General features: G+C 66.0%; 19 protein-coding genes, 4 tRNA genes and 1 pseudogene. 12 read left to right on the top strand and 12 right to left on the bottom strand.

Features of this window, described 5'->3' with window-relative positions:
* Positions 1–2: 2 nt before the first annotated feature.
* From A5781_RS06530 to A5781_RS06555, 6 genes are all read right to left on the bottom strand, one after another.
* The gene (locus tag A5781_RS06530; protein WP_067202947.1) at positions 3–959 is read right to left on the bottom strand and encodes an LLM class F420-dependent oxidoreductase; all 957 of its coding nucleotides are present in this window, start codon (positions 957–959) and stop codon (positions 3–5) included.
* A complete protein-coding gene (locus A5781_RS06535; protein WP_067202949.1) occupies positions 944–1369 on the bottom strand; it encodes a cobalamin-dependent protein in 426 nt (141 codons plus the stop codon). Before A5781_RS06535 ends, A5781_RS06530 begins: the two co-directional genes overlap by 16 nt.
* Entirely contained in the window at positions 1369–2946 is a 1578-nt protein-coding gene (locus A5781_RS06540) for a methylmalonyl-CoA mutase family protein (protein ID WP_067202952.1), read from the bottom strand. Before A5781_RS06540 ends, A5781_RS06535 begins: the two co-directional genes overlap by 1 nt.
* Before the next feature lie 110 nt (positions 2947–3056).
* A complete protein-coding gene (locus tag A5781_RS06545; protein WP_067202954.1) occupies positions 3057–3869 on the bottom strand; it encodes a class I SAM-dependent methyltransferase in 813 nt (270 codons plus the stop codon).
* A gap of 55 nt (positions 3870–3924) precedes the next feature.
* Positions 3925–4563, bottom strand: a complete 639-nt coding sequence (locus A5781_RS06550; RefSeq protein ID WP_231990655.1) for a M15 family metallopeptidase — start codon at positions 4561–4563, stop codon at positions 3925–3927.
* 90 nt (positions 4564–4653) lie between these two features.
* Positions 4654–5253 carry a TetR family transcriptional regulator gene (locus tag A5781_RS06555; RefSeq protein WP_067202959.1) on the bottom strand — a complete coding sequence of 200 codons (600 nt, stop codon included), beginning with the start codon at positions 5251–5253 and terminating at the stop codon, positions 4654–4656.
* Positions 5254–5314: 61 nt separating this feature from the next.
* Here A5781_RS06555 and A5781_RS06560 point away from each other — a divergent pair, with 61 nt between their 5' ends.
* Positions 5315–7033 (top strand): CocE/NonD family hydrolase, encoded by a 1719-nt coding sequence (locus A5781_RS06560; RefSeq protein WP_067202962.1) that lies wholly within the window; start codon positions 5315–5317, stop codon positions 7031–7033.
* Here the strand turns inward: A5781_RS06560 and A5781_RS26090 are convergent.
* Positions 6969–7184 (bottom strand): annotated as a pseudogene (locus A5781_RS26090) (hypothetical protein); the annotation flags it as partial. The gene A5781_RS06560 and the pseudogene A5781_RS26090 overlap by 65 nt on opposite strands.
* Positions 7185–7200: 16 nt before the next feature.
* Here A5781_RS26090 and A5781_RS06565 point away from each other — a divergent pair.
* Both A5781_RS06565 and A5781_RS06570 read left to right on the top strand, forming a co-directional pair.
* Positions 7201–7380: a hypothetical protein gene (locus A5781_RS06565; RefSeq protein WP_231990650.1), complete on the top strand. Its 180-nt coding sequence runs from the start codon at positions 7201–7203 to the stop codon at positions 7378–7380.
* 154 nt (positions 7381–7534) lie between these two features.
* Positions 7535–8194: a class I SAM-dependent methyltransferase gene (locus A5781_RS06570; protein ID WP_067202967.1), complete on the top strand. Its 660-nt coding sequence runs from the start codon at positions 7535–7537 to the stop codon at positions 8192–8194.
* 97 nt (positions 8195–8291) lie between these two features.
* Here A5781_RS06570 and A5781_RS06575 read toward each other — a convergent pair.
* From A5781_RS06575 to A5781_RS06585, 3 genes are all read right to left on the bottom strand, one after another.
* Positions 8292–8368: transfer RNA gene (locus A5781_RS06575), tRNA-Phe, on the bottom strand.
* Between the two features lie 26 nt (positions 8369–8394).
* A tRNA-Asp gene (locus A5781_RS06580) sits at positions 8395–8471 on the bottom strand.
* 29 nt (positions 8472–8500) lie between these two features.
* Positions 8501–8573, bottom strand: a tRNA-Glu gene (locus A5781_RS06585).
* Between the two features lie 124 nt (positions 8574–8697).
* Between A5781_RS06585 and A5781_RS06590 the strand changes: the two genes are divergently transcribed.
* Positions 8698–8773 (top strand) — tRNA-Lys (locus A5781_RS06590).
* A gap of 29 nt (positions 8774–8802) precedes the next feature.
* Here the strand turns inward: A5781_RS06590 and A5781_RS06595 are convergent.
* A complete protein-coding gene (locus tag A5781_RS06595) occupies positions 8803–9702 on the bottom strand; it encodes a class I SAM-dependent methyltransferase (protein ID WP_067202970.1) in 900 nt (299 codons plus the stop codon).
* A gap of 89 nt (positions 9703–9791) precedes the next feature.
* Between A5781_RS06595 and A5781_RS06600 the strand changes: the two genes are divergently transcribed.
* From A5781_RS06600 to A5781_RS06610, 3 genes are read left to right on the top strand one after another with little or no spacing between them, the layout of a single operon-like run.
* Complete coding sequence (locus tag A5781_RS06600) at positions 9792–10292, top strand: nucleoside deaminase (protein WP_067202972.1); 501 nt, start codon at positions 9792–9794, stop codon at positions 10290–10292.
* A gap of 46 nt (positions 10293–10338) precedes the next feature.
* Positions 10339–10749, top strand: a complete 411-nt coding sequence (locus A5781_RS06605) for a metalloregulator ArsR/SmtB family transcription factor (RefSeq protein ID WP_067202975.1) — start codon at positions 10339–10341, stop codon at positions 10747–10749.
* Between the two features lie 38 nt (positions 10750–10787).
* Positions 10788–10988, top strand: a complete 201-nt coding sequence (locus tag A5781_RS06610) for a zinc transporter Slc39a7 (protein WP_067202976.1) — start codon at positions 10788–10790, stop codon at positions 10986–10988.
* A 6-nt stretch (positions 10989–10994) separates the two neighbouring features.
* On the opposite strand, the gene A5781_RS06615 is transcribed toward A5781_RS06610, so the two are convergent.
* Entirely contained in the window at positions 10995–12005 is a 1011-nt protein-coding gene (locus A5781_RS06615; RefSeq protein ID WP_067203157.1) for an oxygenase MpaB family protein, read from the bottom strand.
* Positions 12006–12099: 94 nt separating this feature from the next.
* On the opposite strand from A5781_RS06615, the gene A5781_RS06620 reads away from it, so the two are divergent.
* From A5781_RS06620 to phoU, 5 genes are all read left to right on the top strand, one after another.
* On the top strand, positions 12100–12705 hold the full coding sequence (locus A5781_RS06620) for a TetR/AcrR family transcriptional regulator (protein ID WP_067202978.1): 606 nt from the start codon (positions 12100–12102) through the stop codon (positions 12703–12705).
* A gap of 184 nt (positions 12706–12889) precedes the next feature.
* Positions 12890–13912 carry an acyl-ACP desaturase gene (locus tag A5781_RS06625; RefSeq protein WP_067202980.1) on the top strand — a complete coding sequence of 341 codons (1023 nt, stop codon included), beginning with the start codon at positions 12890–12892 and terminating at the stop codon, positions 13910–13912.
* Positions 13913–13919: 7 nt separating this feature from the next.
* The gene (gene dusB, locus A5781_RS06630; protein WP_067202983.1) at positions 13920–15053 is read left to right on the top strand and encodes a tRNA dihydrouridine synthase DusB; all 1134 of its coding nucleotides are present in this window, start codon (positions 13920–13922) and stop codon (positions 15051–15053) included.
* A 218-nt stretch (positions 15054–15271) separates the two neighbouring features.
* Entirely contained in the window at positions 15272–17299 is a 2028-nt protein-coding gene (locus A5781_RS06635) for an LCP family protein (protein WP_067202985.1), read from the top strand.
* A gap of 58 nt (positions 17300–17357) precedes the next feature.
* Positions 17358–18026 (top strand): phosphate signaling complex protein PhoU, encoded by a 669-nt coding sequence (gene phoU, locus A5781_RS06640; protein WP_066957929.1) that lies wholly within the window; start codon positions 17358–17360, stop codon positions 18024–18026.
* Positions 18027–18041: the final 15 nt, after the last annotated feature.

Consider the following 18041-nt stretch of genomic DNA (forward strand, 5'->3'; position numbering starts at 1 on the left):
CGTCAACGCAATTCCGTTGCGAGCGAGGCTATCATCTCGCGTGTCCGCCGTTTGGAGGCGACGAGCTCGTCACGGTTGTCGCCGATGGGCAGCAGCCGCACCGACAGATCGGTGACGCCGGCATCGGCGAAACGGCGCATCCGGGTAAGAATTGCCTCCGGGTCGCCGGCCGCGCACAGATCGCCGACATCGCGGGCGTCGCCGCGTTCGAGCAGGCGCTGGTAGTTGGGCGACACCTCGGCCTCGCCCAAGATGCGGTTTGCCCGCTCCTTGGCTTCGTCGACTTGCCCAGGCGCGCAGAGGCATACCGGGATGCCCGCGACGATTCGCGGCGCGGGCCGCCCGGCATCCGCGGCGGCCTTGGTGATCTTGGGTGCGATGTGGTCACCGATGGCCCGCTCGTCGGCCATCCACAACACGGTGCCGTCGGCGAGTTCACCGGCGATCTGCAGCATCACCGGCCCCAACGCAGCGACCAGAACCGGCATCGGGGTATCGGCCCCGATCGCCAGCGGATTGTGCACCGTGAACGAATCATTTTCGACGTCAACCGGTCCCGGTCCGGCGATTGCGGCGTTGAGCACCTGCAGGTAGTCGCGGGTGTAGGCGGCCGGCTTCTCATACGGGAGGCCGAGCATGTCCCGGATGATCCAGTGGTGCGACGGTCCGATACCCAGCGCCAACCGTCCGCCGGCCACGGCGTGCGTCGAGAGCGCTTGGCGGGCAAGGGCGATCGGATGCTGGGCCTGCAGCGGCACCACCGCGGTGCCCAGCTCGATGCGCGAGCTGTGCGCGGCCATCAGCGACACCATGGTCAGGCAGTCGAAGTCGTCGGGCACCTGCGGCATCCATGCGGTGTCCAGGCCCGCGGATTCGGCCCATTCGATGTCCGAGGCCAGCTTGTCCACCTTGCGGGCCATGTCGCCACGTTCGGCGCCGATCATTACTCCGACGCGCACTGATCCTCCACAACGGGTTCGGGGGTGCCGGTCAATGCGCGGATCTCACGCACGAGGACGTCGAGCGATGTCCCGGTCGGGAATACCGCGGCGGCACCGGTGGCAAGCAGCTTGGGCACGTCGGCGTGCGGGATCGTTCCCCCGACCACGACCGCGATGTCCGCGGCGTCGGCGGCACGCAGTGCCTCGACGGTGCGCGCGGTGAGCGCCAGGTGAGCACCGGACAGGATGCTCAGGCCGACGACCGCCACGTCCTCCTGTACGGCGATCGAAGCGATGTCCTCGATGCGCTGCCGGATGCCGGTGTAGATCACCTCGAAGCCGGCATCGCGCAGCGTGCGGGCGACGATCTTGGCGCCGCGGTCGTGTCCGTCCAGGCCCGGCTTGGCGACCAGAATTCGGGCGGCCACTAGAACACCACCGGTTGCTGGAATTCGCCCCACACCGCCTTGAGCGCGGAGACCATTTCACCGACCGTGCAGTATGCGTTGGCGCAGTCGACCAGCCTGTGCATCAGATTGTCGTCTCCTTCGGCGGCCCGCGATAGTGCCGCGAGACTGGATTTGACAGCGGCCGAATCCCTTTCGGCCTTCACCTTCGAGAGTCGCTTGAGCTGGAGATCGCGGCCCTCGGCGTCCAGTTCGTACGTCACGACATCCGGTTCGGGCTCCTCGGTGACGAACCGGTTGACCCCGACGACGGGCCGGGCACCGGATTCGATGTCCTGATGCACCCGGTAGGCCTCGTCGGCGATCAGGCCCTGCAGGTAGCCGTCCTCGATGGCATGGACCATTCCGCCGTGCCGCTCCAGGTCATCCATGATCTCGATGATGCGAGCCTCGGTGGCGTCGGTCAGCGCCTCGACAAAGTAGGAGCCGCCGAGCGGGTCCGCGACGCTGGCCACGCCGGTCTCGTGGGCCAGGATCTGCTGGGTGCGCAGAGCCAGTGTCGTGGTTTCCTCGGTGGGCAAGGCGAACGGCTCATCCCAGGCCGCGGTGAACATCGACTGGACGCCGCCCAGCACCGCGGCCATCGCCTCGTAGGCCACCCGAACGATGTTGTTGTGGGCCTGCGGCGCGTACAGCGATGCGCCACCACACACGCAGCCGAAGCGGAACATCGCCGCCTTGGCCGTCGTCGCCCCGTAACGGTCCTGCACGATCGTTGCCCAACGCCTCCGCCCCGCACGGTATTTGGCGATCTCCTCGAAGAAGTCCCCATGGGTGTAGAAGAAGAACGAGATCTGCGGTGCGAACTGGTCGATGGTCATCCGGCCGCGTTCCACCACGGTGTCGCAGTAGGTCACCCCGTCGGCCAGGGTGAACGCCATCTCTTGCACCGCGTTGGCCCCAGCGTCGCGAAAGTGCGCGCCCGCCACCGAAATCGCGTTGAATCGCGGCACCTCGGCCGCGCAGAATTCGATGGTGTCGGCAATCAGCCGCAGCGACGGCTCCGGCGGCCAAATCCACGTGCCGCGGGACGCGTACTCCTTGAGGATGTCGTTCTGGATGGTCCCGGTGAGCTTCGCCCGCGGTATCCCTTTTTTCTCGGCCGCGGCGACGTAGAACGCCAGCAGGATCGCCGCCGTCCCGTTGATCGTCATGCTCGTGCTGAGCTTGTCCAACGGAATGCCGTCGAACAGGATCTCGAAGTCGGCCAGGGTATCCACCGCGACGCCGACCCGGCCGACCTCCTCGCCGAACTCGGGATCGTCGGAGTCGTATCCGCACTGCGTCGGCAGGTCCAGCGCGACCGACAGCCCGGTCCCGCCTTGCTCCAGCAGGTAGCGGTACCGGCGGTTGGATTCCTCGGCGGTGCCGAATCCCGAGTACTGCCTGAAGGTCCAGAGCTTGCCGCGGTAGCCGGACGCGAAGTTACCCCGGGTGAATGGGAACTCACCGGGCGCCGGAGGCGACGCCTTAACGTCCCCCGGGCCGTACACCGGCGCAAGCGGAATGCCGGATGGTGTCTGAGCAGCGTTATCCATCGATGAATAACGTACTTGCAAAAAAAGAGAATGCCAATACCACATACCTGAGCTGGGGAAACAAGCGCAGATCGGCGGTGTTCCGGGGCCCCGATCGGGCTTTGACCCGCCTATGGCCGGCAGAGAATTTCGCCGTGTGGGATCGACAGCCAGCCATCGGGCGCCGCGGCCCATGCGCGCCACGCCGCGGAGATCTCCTCGAGTTGCGCCGCCGTGGCCAGAGCCAGATCCAGCAGGTCTTGCGCGACCCGCGAGTGCAGTATCCGATCGGCCCACATGCCACCCCACCATTCGCGCGTCGCCGGCGTCGCGTAGCACCACACGCTGCCCGTCGGCGTCACGTCGGCGAAGCCCGCCTGCTGGGCCCAAGACAGCAACCGCCGCCCCGCATCGGGTTCGCCGCGGTTCGCACGAGCGGCGCGCTGGTACAGCTCGCGCCACAGCTCCAGCGCCGGCAACTGCGGGAACCAGATGAATCCCGCGTAGTCGGCGTCCCGGACCGCCACGACACCGCCGGGTGCGCACACCCGTTTCATCTCCCGCAGTGCCCCTACCGGGTCGGCGACATGTTGCAGCACCTGGTGTGCGTGCACGATGTCGAATGCGCCGTCCGGAAAGTCGAGCCGGTGCACGTCGGCGGTCGCGAACGACACGTTCGACAGGCCACGCTGCTGGACCTCGGTGCGGGCGACGTCAAGCACGTCGGCCGACTGGTCGACGGCCGTCACCTGTCCCGGTGCGACGCGGGCGGCCAGGTCAGCGGTGATCGTCCCGGGCCCGCAGCCGATATCCAGCACCGACGAGCCGGACTTCAGGTGGGGCAGCAGGTACGCCGCCGAGTCCTCCGCGGTGCGCCGCTGGTGGCTGCGGAGCACCGACTCGTGGTGCCCGTGGGTGTAGGTGGCCCCGCGTTCGTCGGTCATGCCTGAAGCGTAGCCGGTAATCCATAATATGGAATCACTATCTCACTATATGAGATCAATCCACTGGAACGTTGAGGATCGAGCGGTCGACCGCGGCGCCGGGACCATCGAAGTGCCACCACTCTCCGGAGTACGGGGCGAGCCCGCCGTACTTCATGGCGTCCCGCAGCGCCGCCCGGTTCGCCTGGGCGTCTGTGCTGACCCCCTGAGTTGCGAACGCGTTTGCACGCGAAGAGAAATCATCGAAGTCGGTGCCCATGTCCGCCAAGCAGAGCCCGTCCGCGTGCAGCCCGGACGCGCACGGCTGCTGAGTCGTCGTCAACGTCACGTCGACTGAGCGCCCCGACTCGTGGCTGTGCGCATACTGCCCGGGCCGGGCGACCCACGCCGGGTTGGGCACGACGTTGAACATCTTGACCTGGACGTCGTGTGGCCGGTAGCAGTCCCAGAACACGAGCAGGTGCCCCTGCGGGCGCAGCGCCGTGGCGGCCGCCGCCAGCCCGGGGGCCATCGATTGATGCACCAGGCATCGGGCGTCGGAGGGGTACAGCTGTGTGCGCGTGAAGTTGTTGGTCGTCGCGTAGCGCAGGTCGATGACGGCGTCCGAGACGACGCTGCGGACGTCGACGAATCCCGCCGCGCGCGCCGCATCGCTTACCGGCGGGACATCGGGACTCGCGTGGGCGGTCCCCATCCCGGAGACCGCGACCGCTAGCGCAAGGGCGGAGCGCAAATGACGCATCTGGTCATTGTCGCGGTTGGCCGCGCCGAGTCGCGTTATCTGCTAGGAGATGTCGTCCTCGACGTAGCGTTGCAAGTTCGGCGCCATCGCCGCCACCACCTCGTCCTCGGGCATCGACGCGATCGGCTCCATCCTCCAGACGTAGCGCAATAATGCGAAGCCGATCAGCTGGGTGGCGATCAAGCCGCTGCGCCGCAATCGTTCGTCCTCGTCGGCGCCCAGCGTGGAACCGCCGATCAGTCCGCGTTCGACGATCAGCCGCAGCTTGTCTCGGGTCTTGTCTTCATGGGCGGCGGTCAGCACCACCGCCCGCAGGATCGGCCCGACTTCCTCATCGGTCCAGGTGTCCAGCACGGTGCGGATCAATTGCCGACCCAGGTCGGCCTTGGGCGTCGCCCACGTCGCGGCCACCGCATCGAGCCACTTCTGCGGCGGCGTGGTGGCGGCATCGAGCAAACCCTCCTTGGAGCCGAAATAGTGATAGATCAGCGCCGGGTCGACGTCCGCGGTCCGGGCGACGGCACGGATGGCCGTGCCGGCCCAGCCATGTTCGGCGAATTCGTCGCGGGCAGCAGCCAGGATGCGCGCCGCCAGCACGCCGCGCTCGTCGCGCGGGCCGGGGGTGATCGATCGCTGCGGCACCGTCCCACCATACCCGAAGTTTCATCTTGCGTTGAGACTAGTTTCAACGTAGCGTGAAACTATGACCACGCTCAACGGCCCGCAGACCACCGGTCGGGAATACCGGAACCTCAGCGAGCCGCGGTACGCGTTGCGCACCGACATCAATACCGCGATCAGAATGCGGGACGGCGCAATCGTTTTGGCCGACGTTCACCGGCCCGATGCCGACGGCCGGTTCCCGGCGCTGTTGGCCGCCTCGCCCTATCCGCGGCAGATGCAGGACCTCGGCGCCCCGGCGGGTTTCATCGAGGCCGGTAAAACGGACTTCTGGGTGCCACGCGGCTACGTGCACGTCATCGCCAACCTCCGCGGCACCTGCGGCTCCGAGGGCACATTCAACTTCTTCGACGCGCAGGAGCGCCAGGATGTGCATGACCTGGTGGAGTGGACCGCGGCTCAGCCGTGGTGCGACGGAAACGTCGGCATGATCGGCATCAGTTATTTCGCGATGACCCAGCTCGAGGCGGCCGTCGAGCGGCCGCCACACCTCAAAGCGATCTTTCCCCTTGCCGTGACGAGTGACCTGTACGAGGGCGCCAACCACCACGGGCTGTTGAGTTCGTCGTTCATCACCCCGTTTCTCGCCATGATGGGCCTGACCTCCGACCGCAGCGACAAGCTGTGGCGCAGCAAGCCAGTCGGGTTGGCGCGGCGGGTCCTCAACAGTCCGGGCGTACACAAGAAGTTCGAAACCATGAACGGCGAGGCGGCGGTCACCATGCTGCGCCAATTGCTCAGGCTGCCACACAATCCCCACCCGTGGGACGAACTATGGCAAGAGGCGGTGGTCAAGCACCCGACGCGCGACGAGTGGTGGGAAGAACGAAACCTCTTGCCACTGCTCAAGAAAATCGACATCCCGGTCTACTTGGGGTGTGACTGGCAGAACGTGCCGCTGCACCTCCTATCGACCTTCGCCGCCTGGAACGCGTTGTCGGACAACGCGTGTGTGCGAATGGGGATGCTCGGCGAGTTCGGGCTGACCTGGCCATGGGAAAGCATGCACACCGAGGCATTGGCCTGGTATGACCACTGGTTGAAGGGCCGCGACACCGGGATCACCGAAGGGCCGGCGATCCGCTACTTCTTGCCCGGCGCCGACGAGTGGCGAACAGCCAACTCCTGGCCGCCGACACCAGCATTGCATCGTGAGCTGGCCCTGCGCGCAGACGGCGGTTTGGACGTCGACGAGGGCGAGCCGGGCGGTCGCGAGTTTATGGTGCTGGGGTCGGGCCTGGGCCGCGTCAAAGCCAGCGAGATCGATCCGCCGTCGCTGTTGGTGTGGACCAGCGCGCCGCTGAGCCAGGACGTCGATGTGGTCGGCGATATCGAGCTGCGGCTGGTGGCCTCGGCGACGGCGATGGATACCGCCTGGATCGCGACGCTGCAGGACGTGGCGCCCGACGGGAAAACGACCGACGTGACCGCGGGCTGGTTGCGCGCCAGCTTGCGGGAGGTCGACGACGCGTCCAGCCGGCCCGGTGCGCCGGTGCTACCCTGCCGCACGCCGCAAGCGGTGCCCCCGGGAGAGGATGTCGAGTATCGAATCCCGTTGGTTCCCAATGCACGCCGGTTCAAGGCGGACCACCGCATTCGGCTGACGCTCACCAGCGACGACCAAAACCCCTCGACGCCGGCAATCATGAACTTCCGGCATGCCAGCGTCGGCACCTCTAGCCTGAACACCGTGCGCTCGTCGTCGCGGTTGTTGATTCCGGTGCTCGGTCCACCGGGGTGAATTCGATGTGCAACTCGGTAAGCCCGCGCAGCAGGAAGATGGGCTCATAGCGGTGCTGGCCGTGGCCCGCGGGGCCGTGCTTGGCCGAACTGATCACCATGTCGCGCGTCCGGTCGAGGAGACGGCTGATGGTGATCCGTCGCTCCACGCGCCGCGCACGACCGGTCATGCCTGACTGCGACGAACACTTCGCGGAGGATCTGGGTCTCATCTTGACCGGTGTCGTGTACGGGGCGTTGGGTCAGTTTGCGGCTGCGTCCATCGAGATCACCGACATCGTGCCGTCGATCGAGCGGGCCGTGTACTGGCTGACCAAGGCGCACCAAAGCGCCTGCAGTCACCAGTAATGGCCGTAGCGCGGCAGGTATCGAACTTGATCCGGCACATCCCTTTTGGAGTAGGAGATATCAGCGGAGACTGCGAATGATCGGTTGATTGTGCATGGCGGCCAGGGCCGGGATCGAACCCCAGGCTTGCGCATGTCAGGTGAGAGGACAACCCATGGCACTTACGTTGGACCAAGCCCGCTGGGTCTACGACCGGATCGGCCGCATGCAGGATTGGCAAGGGTTCTATGAAGACGCGACCACCGAACGGTTGGTGGCCGAGGCGGCCCTGGCTGGAGACCAGACAATTTTCGAGTTCGGCTGCGGCACTGGCCGGTTCGCTGCGAACCTCCTGACCTCGCTGCCCAACAGTGTCAATTACCTCGGCGTGGACATCAGCCCGGTCATGGTCAACCTAGCTACCCGTCGGCTCCGAGCCTGGGCCGATCGGGCCGAGGTAGTGTTGGTCGACGGTCCACTGCCGTTACCGGCTGATGACGGGTTCGCCGACCGTGTGTTTTCCGCCTTCGTATTCGACCTCCTCGACGTGCACTATGCCCGCGAAGTGCTTCATGACCTGCGGCGCATCCTCACCCCCGAAGGCCGGCTTTGCCTCGCCAGCCTCGCCCACGGCGATCGGCCGCTCGAACGCGCCGTATCACAAGTTTGGACCGGCCTCTGGCGCTTGGCACCGCAAGTAGTTGGCGGGTGTCGCCCTATCAGCCTGTCCACCCTGCTGGGCGACGAATGGCAGGTCCAGCATCACTCACGTGTGCATCGCTTCGGGCTCGTCACCGACGTCGTGATCGCAGCACGCAACTCAGAACAACCGTGATCGCGTGTCCGCGCGACGGCGCGAAGACGTGTGAAGCAGGATCGGGCGCTCTTCTAGCTGCTTGTGATGGCCGAAATAGTGCCGCGAAGCTCAAGATTGGTGGCCAGGGGCGGGATCGAACCGCCGACCTTCCGCTTTTCAGGCGGACGCTCGTACCGACTGAGCTACCTGGCCGGAAGGCATGTAGTGCCTCGCCGAGTTGGCGACCCTGACGGGACTCGAACCCGCGACCTCCGCCGTGACAGGGCGGCGCGCTAACCAACTGCGCCACAGGGCCTTGCTGCTGCTCCGCGTCACCGCGTCGCGTACCCCCAACGGGATTCGAACCCGTGCTACCGCCGTGAAAGGGCGGCGTCCTAGGCCACTAGACGATGGGGGCCAGAACCGAATCACTCCGGGGTACTCGCAACGTGGTTTCGTTAGGAGCCACGTCAGCTTAGGTCACTGTGTGCCCAATCCTCAAACGAGCCGGCTTTCGGGCCCAAGTATCCTGAATCTCCGCGGCCCCTATAGCTCAGTTGGTAGAGCTACGGACTTTTAATCCGCAGGTCCTAGGTTCGAGTCCTAGTGGGGGCACCAAAGCGTTTGTTGGCCGCGGTCGACGGCGCTCAGCGCCCGAGCACCGCGCTGCTGTAGGTGACATCGGCAAAGGCTTGGGCGACCTCATCGTCGGCGTAGACAAAGCCGTTGGCCGCGTGCAAGTCCGCGACCGTCTGCGACGACGTCCGCCAGCCGCGCTGGTCGAGGTGGTCGACGATGTGGCTGCGCTCGCCGTGATAGACGAGGTCGTTGAAGTCGACCTCGAAGCCGAGCTCGCTCATCCGGTCGTGGTGTGCCCGCCAGCGCGGGTCGGCGAAAACGGCGGTGTCAGGAACGAAGTCGAAGGCCAGGCGGCTGCCGGGGGCGCTCAGCGCGGTGATGTTGTCGAACAGCGCGTCCTGGGCCGCTTCGGGCAAATACACCAACAGACCCTCGGCACTCCACGCGGAGGGAGCCTGCGGATCGAATCCGGCATCGCGCAACGCGGTGGCCCAATCGTCACGCAGATCGATGGCCACGGTGCGCCGCTCGGCGGTCGGCTCGGCGCCCAGATCGTCCAGGGTCAGCGTCTTGAACTCGATGACCTCCGGCATGTCGACCTCGTAGACGACGGTGCCCGCCGGCCACGGCAGGCGGTAGGCGCGCGCGTCCAGCCCCGACGCGAGGATCACCGCCTGGCCGATTCCGCTCCGCGTTGCGTCCAGGAAGAAGTCATCGTAAAACCTTGTGCGACAAGCCATCCCTCGGGCCATCCGGTGCGGATCGAACTCGGAAGACCCGCCGGCCGGGATTTCGCCGTTCACCAGCCGGACGTAGACGTCGATCCCGACGGCCCGTACGAGCGGCGCCGCATAGGGGTCGTCGATCAGCTTCGCGCCGGAGGACAGGGCCCGCTGGGCGGCGACCATCGTCGCCGTCGCGCCCACGCTCGTCGCCAGATCCCAACGATCACGATCGGTGCGCGCCATGGTGCTCCCTCATCCCGACCAATTAAATAGACAATCTAGTCAGTATCACAGGACCGATCCCCAAGGCCCGCGGGACTACCCTCCGGCCTATGACCGACTTCGCCCAGCGGACGATCGACCTGGCCCGGCGCAACGTCGCGGAGGGTGGTCGCCCGTTCGCGACCGTGATCGTCAAAGACTCCGAAGTCCTCGCCGAGAGCGCCAACAAAGTGGCACAGACGAGCGACCCGACCGCCCACGCGGAAATCCTGGCCATCCGGGAGGCGTGCATGAAGCTGGGCACCGAGCACCTGGTCGACTGCACGATCTACGTGATGGCGCATCCGTGTCCGATGTGCCTCGGCTCGCTGTACTACTGCTCACCCAAGGAAGTCGTCTTCCTTATCACCCGCGAGGCCTACGAGCGGTACTACCTCGACGACCGGAGGTACTTCGAGGTGTCCACCTTCTACGACGAATTCGCCAAGAGTTGGGACCGGCGACGCCTGCCCATGCGCTACCAGCCACAAGAGAGCGCGGTGGACGTCTACCGGCTCTGGAACGAGCGCAACGGGGGTCAGCGCCGGTCCACGGTTGTCCCGTCACCCTAGAAAGGCAGCCGTTGGCAGCGCCGCCGAACTTGAATATTATTTGCGTATGCATGCAGATAGTAGCGAAGGCCGGCTGCCGGACGATCAGGCGAGTCTGGTGGTCGAGGTCTTCCGGATGCTGGCCGACGCCACCCGCGTGCAGGTGCTCTGGTCGCTGACCGACCGCGAGATGTCGGTCAACGAACTCGCCGAGCACGTGGGCAAGCCGGCGCCGTCGGTCTCCCAGCACCTGGCGAAGCTGCGGATGGCGCGCCTGGTCCGCACCCGCCGGGAGGGAACGACCATCTTCTACAGCCTCGAGAACGACCACGTCCGTCAGCTCGTCATGGACGCGGTCTTCAACGCCGAGCACGCGGGTCCGGGCGTGCCCGGTCATCACCGCACGGACGGCGGGCTGAAGGCCGTCGCCGAATCAGCGCCCCACCAGGCCGGCGGGACAGCGGCACCAAGTGAATAAGAGATCGGCACACCGCATTTGACCCAAGGAGTAGCACCATGACCGAGCAGCACACCCATGAAGCGCCGCACGCGCACGAACACGAGCACGGCGACGTCACTCATGCGCACGCGCACACCGCGCACGAGCACGAGCACGTCCAGCACGAGCACTCCCACGGCCACGCCGACGGCACCGAGCACAGTCATAAGCACGCGCACCAGGCGGGCCTGGAGGACGTTCACGGTCACCCGCACTAGAGGGCACTAAACCCGAGGGCAGTAGTGCTTTGGATCGCCGCGCAATTCCTGCGGCGGCAGATTGCGTGCCGGTGTCTGCGGCAGCGGCGCGTCGGGGGGGATGCGCCCGGATGCGCGGTCGAGGCCGGCGCGGGCCCGCGGGTGCTTGCGATACCTGGGCGGTACAAACGCGAAGATCAGCCGCACCAGGTTGCCGAAGCGCCGGTGCAACCACTCGTCGCGGTCGGTCCACTGAAAGCCCAACCGTTCGCGAACGGCTGGGTGATACAAGCCGACTGTGAGCCAGACGAAGAACGGCCGCGACAGCTTGGTCAGGCCGCCCCACAGCCAATCGGGGAGCCACGGAGCGATCGGCAGCTTGTCATATATGGTCAGATCGAGCACGGCCCGCGTCGCGTAATTGTCCTCTAACACGTTGCGGCACATGTGGTCCCAGTAGACCTGAAACGCTTCCCAGGTCTCTGGCACCGGACGCATGCTCATGCCGTACATCCGGTACCACTGAATGTGTTCGTCGAAGAGTTGGCGCTTTTCTGCTTCGGTCAGACCACCGCCGAACCGTTCGGCCACCAGGATTGTGCCCATGAAGAACGTGCTGTGTGCCCAATAAAAGACGTCGGGATTGAGTGCGTGGTACCGCCGCCCTTGGTCATCCACACCCTTGATGTCGGTGTGGTAGTCGCGGACCTCGGCGCCCGTCGTCGGAGCGCGGTCTCCATCGAAGACCACCCCGCCGATCGGGTACAGCGACCGCATCACCCGCGGCAACGGTTCGGTGAAGAACGTCGAGTGTTGCTCCACAGCGGCGCCCAACTGCGGGTGCATGTTCTGCATGGATCCCGCGAACGGGCCCTGCAGCATGCCGCGCCAGTCGCCGAAGTACCGCCAGGTCAGCGATTCGGGGCCGAGCGGGACTGGTGGCGCGTCGTAACCGAGGGGCGACACCGGGCAGCCGCCGGCTACACCCGCCGACGCGTCCGCGGTGGTTGAAGCGCCGCGCGCGACGTCGCTGTTCAGCGGGCGGGGTCCGGACGTATGTTGAGGCACTGGGTTCCTGTAGGTATCTGTAAAACTGACTACATGCGTTGTCAGTTTCAAGCTTAGGAGCGATGTGCAGTCCGGTCAACGACGGGGCCGGTGGACCGGCGTTCCCCTGGGGGATCGCCTTGCCCGCCGCCGCGACGACCTCATCGCCGCCGGTGTGCAATTGCTCGGCAGCGACAGTCGACCGGCGTTGACCGTGCGTGCCGTGTGCCGCAAGGCGGCGCTGACCGAACGCTACTTCTACGAAAGCTTCTCGGATCGAGACGAATTCGTGCGCGCGGTCTACGACGACGTATGTACGCGCGCAATGAATACGCTCACCTCGGCGAACACCCCGCGGGAGGCCGTCGAAAAGTTCGTCGAGCTGATGGTCGACGACCCGGTCCGCGGGCGGGTGTTGTTGCTGGCACCGGCGGTCGAGCCGGTGTTGACGCGCTCGGGTGCGGAGTGGATGCCCAACTTCATCGAACTGCTGCAGCGCAAGTTGTCGCGGATCGGCGATCCCGTGCTGCAGAAGATGATCGCCACCAGCCTGGTCGGTGGCCTGTCCAGCCTGTTCACCGCATACCTGAACGGACAGCTCGGCGCGACGCGCAAACAATTCATCGATTACTGCGTCGACATCCTGTACACCACGGCGGCCCCGTACGTGCCCGCGCCGGACCTGGGGTAAGTGCGACTAACTGTTTATCGGCCGTGGCGCGGCGGCAACTCAATAAAACGTGAACTTGATGGCCGCGAGAAGAGCAAAATATGGCATCTAACCGTTACCGCGGGGAGCGGCCAGGCAGCTTGATGCTACTGATGTACACAGATATATTGACTGCTACCCGTCGACACAGATAACTGGAGGCCTTATGTCAGCCGAGCTGACACACCTACAGCTGCTGCACGAGCTCGAACCGTTCGTCGAGACCTACCTCAACCGGCACGAGAGCATGCATAAGGACTGGAACCCGCACGACTACATCCCGTGGTCAGACGGCAAGAACTTCTACGCGCTCGGGGGTCAGGACTGGGAACCCGAGCAGAGCAAGCTATCCGACCTCGCCCAGGTGGCGATGGTGCAGAACCTGATGACGGAAGACAACCTCCCCTCGTACCACCGCGAGATCGCGATGAACTTCGGCCTGGACGGCCCCTGGGGCCAGTGGGTCAACCGGTGGACCGCCGAGGAGAACCGGCACGGGATCGCGCTGCGCGATTACCTGGTGGTGACTCGCGCGGTGGATCCGATCGAGCTGGAGAAGCTGCGCGTCGAGGTGGTGAACCGGGGCTTCAGCCCGGGCCAGAACCAGCAGATTCGAGCCGACCTGTTTGCCGAAAGCCTGTTCGACTCGGTCATCTACGTGACGTTCCAGGAGCTGGCCACCCGGATCTCCCACCGCAACACCGGCAAGGCGTGCAACGAGACGATCGCCGACCAGCTGCTGGCCAAGATCTCGGCCGACGAAAACCTGCACATGATCTTCTACCGCGATGTCAGCGACGCCGGGTTCAGCGCAGCGCCCAACCAGGCGATGAAGTCGCTGCACAAGGTGCTGCGCAACTTCCAGATGCCGGGCTACCAGGTACCCGAGTTCCGCCGGAAGGCTGTCCTCATCGCCGTCGGCGGCGTGTACGACCCGCGCATCCACCTCGACGACGTGGTCATGCCGGTGCTGAAGAAGTGGCGCATCTTCGAGCGTGAGGACTTCACCGGAGAGGCGGCCGCCATGCGCGACGACCTTGCGCTGCTGATCAAGGAGCTCGAGCAAACCTGCGAGAAGTTCGAGATCTCGAAGCAGCGCCAGCTCGACCGGGAAGCCCGCACCGGCAAGAGGACCACAGCGTTCGAGCTGCACCAGACCGCGGGCACGCTGAGCATGAGCCGGCGGTAACCACGCCGTGCGCATCGGGCCCATCGCACTTGCCAGCCCGGTGGTGCTGGCACCGATGGCGGGCGTAACCAACGTCGCCTTTCGGACCCTGTGTCGTGAACTAGAGCAGTCGAAGGTCGGCACGGTCAGCGGCCTCTATGTCTGCGAGATGGTGACGGCGCGCGCGCTTGTCGAGCGGCATCCGGTCACCATGCACATGACCACCTTCGCGCCCGACGAGTCGCCACGCTCGTTGCAGCTCTACACCGTCGATCCGGCGACCACGTACGCCGCGGCCAAGATGATCGCCGACGAGGGCTTGGCCGACCACATCGACATGAACTTCGGCTGTCCGGTGCCCAAGGTCACCAAACGCGGCGGCGGGGCCGCCCTGCCGTACAAGCGGCGGCTGTTCGGGCAGATCGTCGCGGCGGCCGTGCGCGCAACCGAAGGCACCGACATCCCGGTGACCGTCAAATTCCGCGTCGGCATCGACGACGAGCACCACACGCACCTCGATGCCGGCCGCATCGCCGAAATGGAGGGTGCCGCCGCGGTCGCGCTGCACGCCCGCACGGCGGCGCAGCGCTACTCGGGCATCGCAGATTGGGAGCAGATCGCCCTGCTCAAGCAACACGTGCGGACGATTCCAGTGCTGGGCAACGGCGACATCTATGACGCCAGCGACGCCCTGACGATGATGGCCAGCACCGGATGCGACGGCGTCGTGATCGGGCGCGGCTGCCTGGGCCGGCCCTGGCTTTTCGCCGAGCTGTCGGCCGCGTTCACCGACAGCCCAGCCCCCATGCCGCCCACGTTGGGCGAGGTTGCCGACATCGTCCGCCGACACGGGCAGCTGCTGGCCGCGCACTTCGGCGAGGACAAGGGGATGCGCGACATCCGCAAGCACATCGGCTGGTACCTGCACGGCTTCCCGGCCGGCTCGGAGCTGCGCCGAGCCCTGGCGATGGTCAAGACGCTCGACGAACTCGATTCGCTGCTAAGCCAATTGGACGGCACCGTGCCCTTCCCGGACGCGGCGAGCGGCCCGCGGGGCAGGCAGGGCTCACCCGCCCGGGTGGCGCTGCCCGAAGGCTGGCTCACCGACCCGGACGACTGCACCGTGCCGGCCGGCGCCGACGTGATGCACTCCGGAGGCTGATCGACCGCGCGAAATCGCGTCCGGACAGATAACTCAGTACGATGTGGACCTTGCTGCATTGCGCGTTGCTGCGGCGGATCGGTAACGCGCCGCCGCCCGAGCGCGACAAAGGAGTGCGCCCACGGGTGGCACGGGCCGCAGCGCTGATACGCCAAGCGGGCCGATATTGCGCACGGATACGCTGACATCCGCATCAGAGCTTCGGAGGCCGGTAAGACATGAGTGACGCCGAGGACGACGCCACTCGCGACGCCCGACGCGCTGCGCTTGGCGCCGCCCCCTGGGAGCGGTTCTCGGAGCCACCGGCTGACTACAGTCGCCATCTCTGGCAGGCCGAGACCGCAGTCGAGCCCATCGAGTCCCGAGCCGCCGACGACGAAGAATCCGGATCCCATACGGCGGGCGGAGTGAGCGTCGCCGACCTGATCGCGAAACTCGGTGCCCCTTCGACCGCCCGGTCCACTCACCGTCGCGCCGAGTCGGACGTCGAACCCGTCGAGGCCGAATCGGCCCTGCCGGTGGAGCTGCAGAAAACGCAGGTGATCGAGGACCTGGCCTATTCGCTCGACGCGGTCTCGGAGCTCCCCGACCTCGACGCCGCCGACCATCCGAGCGGCCAGGGATCCGTATCCGACGACGATCCCGACGCTCAGCGGCGGACATCCCGGCGCCGCCGCCGGCCGATGCTGCTGGCCGCGCGCTCGGTGGCGGCGGTGCTCGCGGCGCTTACCCTGGCCATGACCGGCGGGGCGTGGCAATGGAGTACGTCGAAGAATGCCCGGCTCAACACCATCAATGCCCTCGACCAGGACTCCAGCGACATCCGCGACCGCAACGGCCAATACGGGGACGAAGACTTCTTGATCGTCGGCCTTGACTCCCGTGCCGGCGACAACGCCAACATGGGCGCCGGTAACACCGACGACGCGGACGGCGCCCGGTCGGACACCGTGATGCTGGTCAACATTCCGGCCAACCGCAAACGCGTCGTGGCGGTGTCGTTCCCGCGCGACCTGGCGATCACCCCGATGCAATGCGAGGCGTGGAACCCGGAGACGGGTAAGTACGGGCCCCTCTACGACGCAAAGACCAAATCCTGGGGTCCGAAGATGGTCTACACCGAGACCAAACTGAACTCGGCATTCGCCTTCGGCGGGCCGAAGTGTCTGGTCAAAGAGATCCAGAAGCTATCCGGTTTGAGCATCAATCGCTTCATCGCCGTCGACTTCGCGGGGTTCGCCAGAATGGTCGACGCCCTGGGCGGTGTGGAGGTGTGCTCGAAAACCGCGCTGCATGACTACGAGCTGGGCACGGTGCTCGACCACGGCGGCCGGCAAGTCCTGGACGGCTCGACCGCCCTGAATTACGTGCGAGCCCGCCAGGTCACCACCGAAACCAACGGGGACTACGGCCGCATCAAACGTCAGCAGCTGTTCTTGTCCTCGCTGCTGCGCTCGCTGATCTCCGAGGACACGCTGCTCGACCTGAACAAGCTCAACAATGTCGTCAACATGTTCATCAGCGACACCGTCGTCGACAACGTGCAGTCGAAGGACTTGATCCAACTCGGTCAGTCGTTGCAGGGCATGGCGGCCGGGCACGTCACGTTCGTCACCGTGCCGACCGGCGTCACCGACCAGAACGGCGACGAACCGCCGCGCATGGCCGACATGCGGGCGCTGTTCGACGCCATCATCAACGACGATCCGCTGCCCGAGGAAAACGACCAGAACGCAAAGAATCTCGAGACCTCCGACGACAAGTCCGGGCAGACGAAGGCACCCGCCACCAAGAAGGCGCCGGCCCCTACCGCGGCTCCCGAGGCCCGGCACGAGCAGGTCACCACGACCACGCCGGGCGATGTCACGGTGCGCGTCTCCAACGCGACGACGCAGAGCGGCCTGGCGGCCACCGCGACCAGCCAGCTCAAGCATGACGGCTTCAACGTGATGACGCCGGACGACTACCCGAGCTCGGTGAACACCACGACGGTGTTGTTCTCGCCCGGCAACGAGCAGGCGGCGGCGACCGTGGCGTCTTCCTTCGCCAACGCGAAGGTGCAGCGAGTGTCCGGCTACGGGCAGGTCGTTCAGGTGGTACTCGGACCCGACTTCAAGTCGGTCGCCACTCCCCAACCGAGCGGCTCGTCGATCAGCTTGCAGATCGAACGCGGCTCGAGCAGCGCCCCGGCCAAGCTGCCCGAGGACTTGACCGTTACCAACGCCGCCGACACCACCTGCGAGTAAGCGCCTTTGGCGGCGCTCCACCGCTCTTTTTCTCTGCCGAGAACGTAGGCTTGGCGATATGCGGACCGCCTACCACGAGCAGCTCTCGGAGTTGTCCGAGCGGCTCGGCGAGATGTGCGGGCTGGCGGGCATCGCCATGGAGCGGGCCACCCAAGCCCTGCTGCAGGCCGATCTGGTGCTGGCCGAACAGGTGATCTCGGACCACGAGAAGATCGCCACCCTGAGCGCCCGCGCCGAGGAAAGCGCCTTCGTGCTGCTGGCCTTGCAGGCGCCGGTCGCCGGTGATCTGCGGTCCATCGTGAGCGCTATTCAAATGGTGGCCGACATCGACCGGATGGGCGCGCTGGCCCTGCACGTCGCGAAGATCGCCCGCCGCCGGCATCCCCAGCACGCGCTGCCCGAAGAGGTCAATGGTTACTTCGCCGAAATGGGCAGGGTCGCAGTCGAATTGGGGAACAGCGCGCAAGAAGTGGTGATGTCACGCGATCCGGAGAAAGCCGCCCGGATCCGCGAAGAAGACGACGCCATGGACGATCTGCACCGCCATCTGTTCTCGGTGCTGATGGACCGCGAGTGGAAGTACGGTGTGGCGGCCGCCGTCGACGTGACGCTCCTGGGCCGGTTCTACGAGCGCTTCGCCGACCACGCGGTCGAAGTAGCCAGGCGCGTCATCTTCCAGGCGACCGGCAAGCTGCCCGAGGAAGAAACGAAACCCACCTCGCAGTAAGCCAAAGCAGGGCCG

Source organism: Mycobacterium sp. 852002-30065_SCH5024008 (assembly GCF_001665645.1).
Classification (GTDB): domain Bacteria; phylum Actinomycetota; class Actinomycetes; order Mycobacteriales; family Mycobacteriaceae; genus Mycobacterium; species Mycobacterium paraffinicum.

Bases quoted from the DNA above. Each gene is read 5' to 3' on its own strand.
- A5781_RS06550 (WP_231990655.1), bottom strand. From the start codon at position 4,563: ATGGGGACCGCCCACGCGAGTCCCGATGTCCCGCCGGTAAGCGATGCG.
- A5781_RS06560 (WP_067202962.1), top strand. From the start codon at position 5,315: ATGACCACGCTCAACGGCCCGCAGACCACCGGTCGGGAATACCGGAAC.
- A5781_RS06625 (WP_067202980.1), top strand. From the start codon at position 12,890: ATGTCAGCCGAGCTGACACACCTACAGCTGCTGCACGAGCTCGAACCG.
- A5781_RS06610 (WP_067202976.1), top strand. From the start codon at position 10,788: ATGACCGAGCAGCACACCCATGAAGCGCCGCACGCGCACGAACACGAG.
- A5781_RS06545 (WP_067202954.1), bottom strand. From the start codon at position 3,869: ATGACCGACGAACGCGGGGCCACCTACACCCACGGGCACCACGAGTCG.
- A5781_RS06605 (WP_067202975.1), top strand. From the start codon at position 10,339: ATGCATGCAGATAGTAGCGAAGGCCGGCTGCCGGACGATCAGGCGAGT.
- A5781_RS06570 (WP_067202967.1), top strand. From the start codon at position 7,535: ATGGCACTTACGTTGGACCAAGCCCGCTGGGTCTACGACCGGATCGGC.
- A5781_RS06595 (WP_067202970.1), bottom strand. From the start codon at position 9,702: ATGGCGCGCACCGATCGTGATCGTTGGGATCTGGCGACGAGCGTGGGC.
- A5781_RS06600 (WP_067202972.1), top strand. From the start codon at position 9,792: ATGACCGACTTCGCCCAGCGGACGATCGACCTGGCCCGGCGCAACGTC.
- A5781_RS06565 (WP_231990650.1), top strand. From the start codon at position 7,201: ATGCCTGACTGCGACGAACACTTCGCGGAGGATCTGGGTCTCATCTTG.
- A5781_RS06635 (WP_067202985.1), top strand. From the start codon at position 15,272: ATGAGTGACGCCGAGGACGACGCCACTCGCGACGCCCGACGCGCTGCG.
- phoU (WP_066957929.1), top strand. From the start codon at position 17,358: ATGCGGACCGCCTACCACGAGCAGCTCTCGGAGTTGTCCGAGCGGCTC.
- A5781_RS06540 (WP_067202952.1), bottom strand. From the start codon at position 2,946: ATGGATAACGCTGCTCAGACACCATCCGGCATTCCGCTTGCGCCGGTG.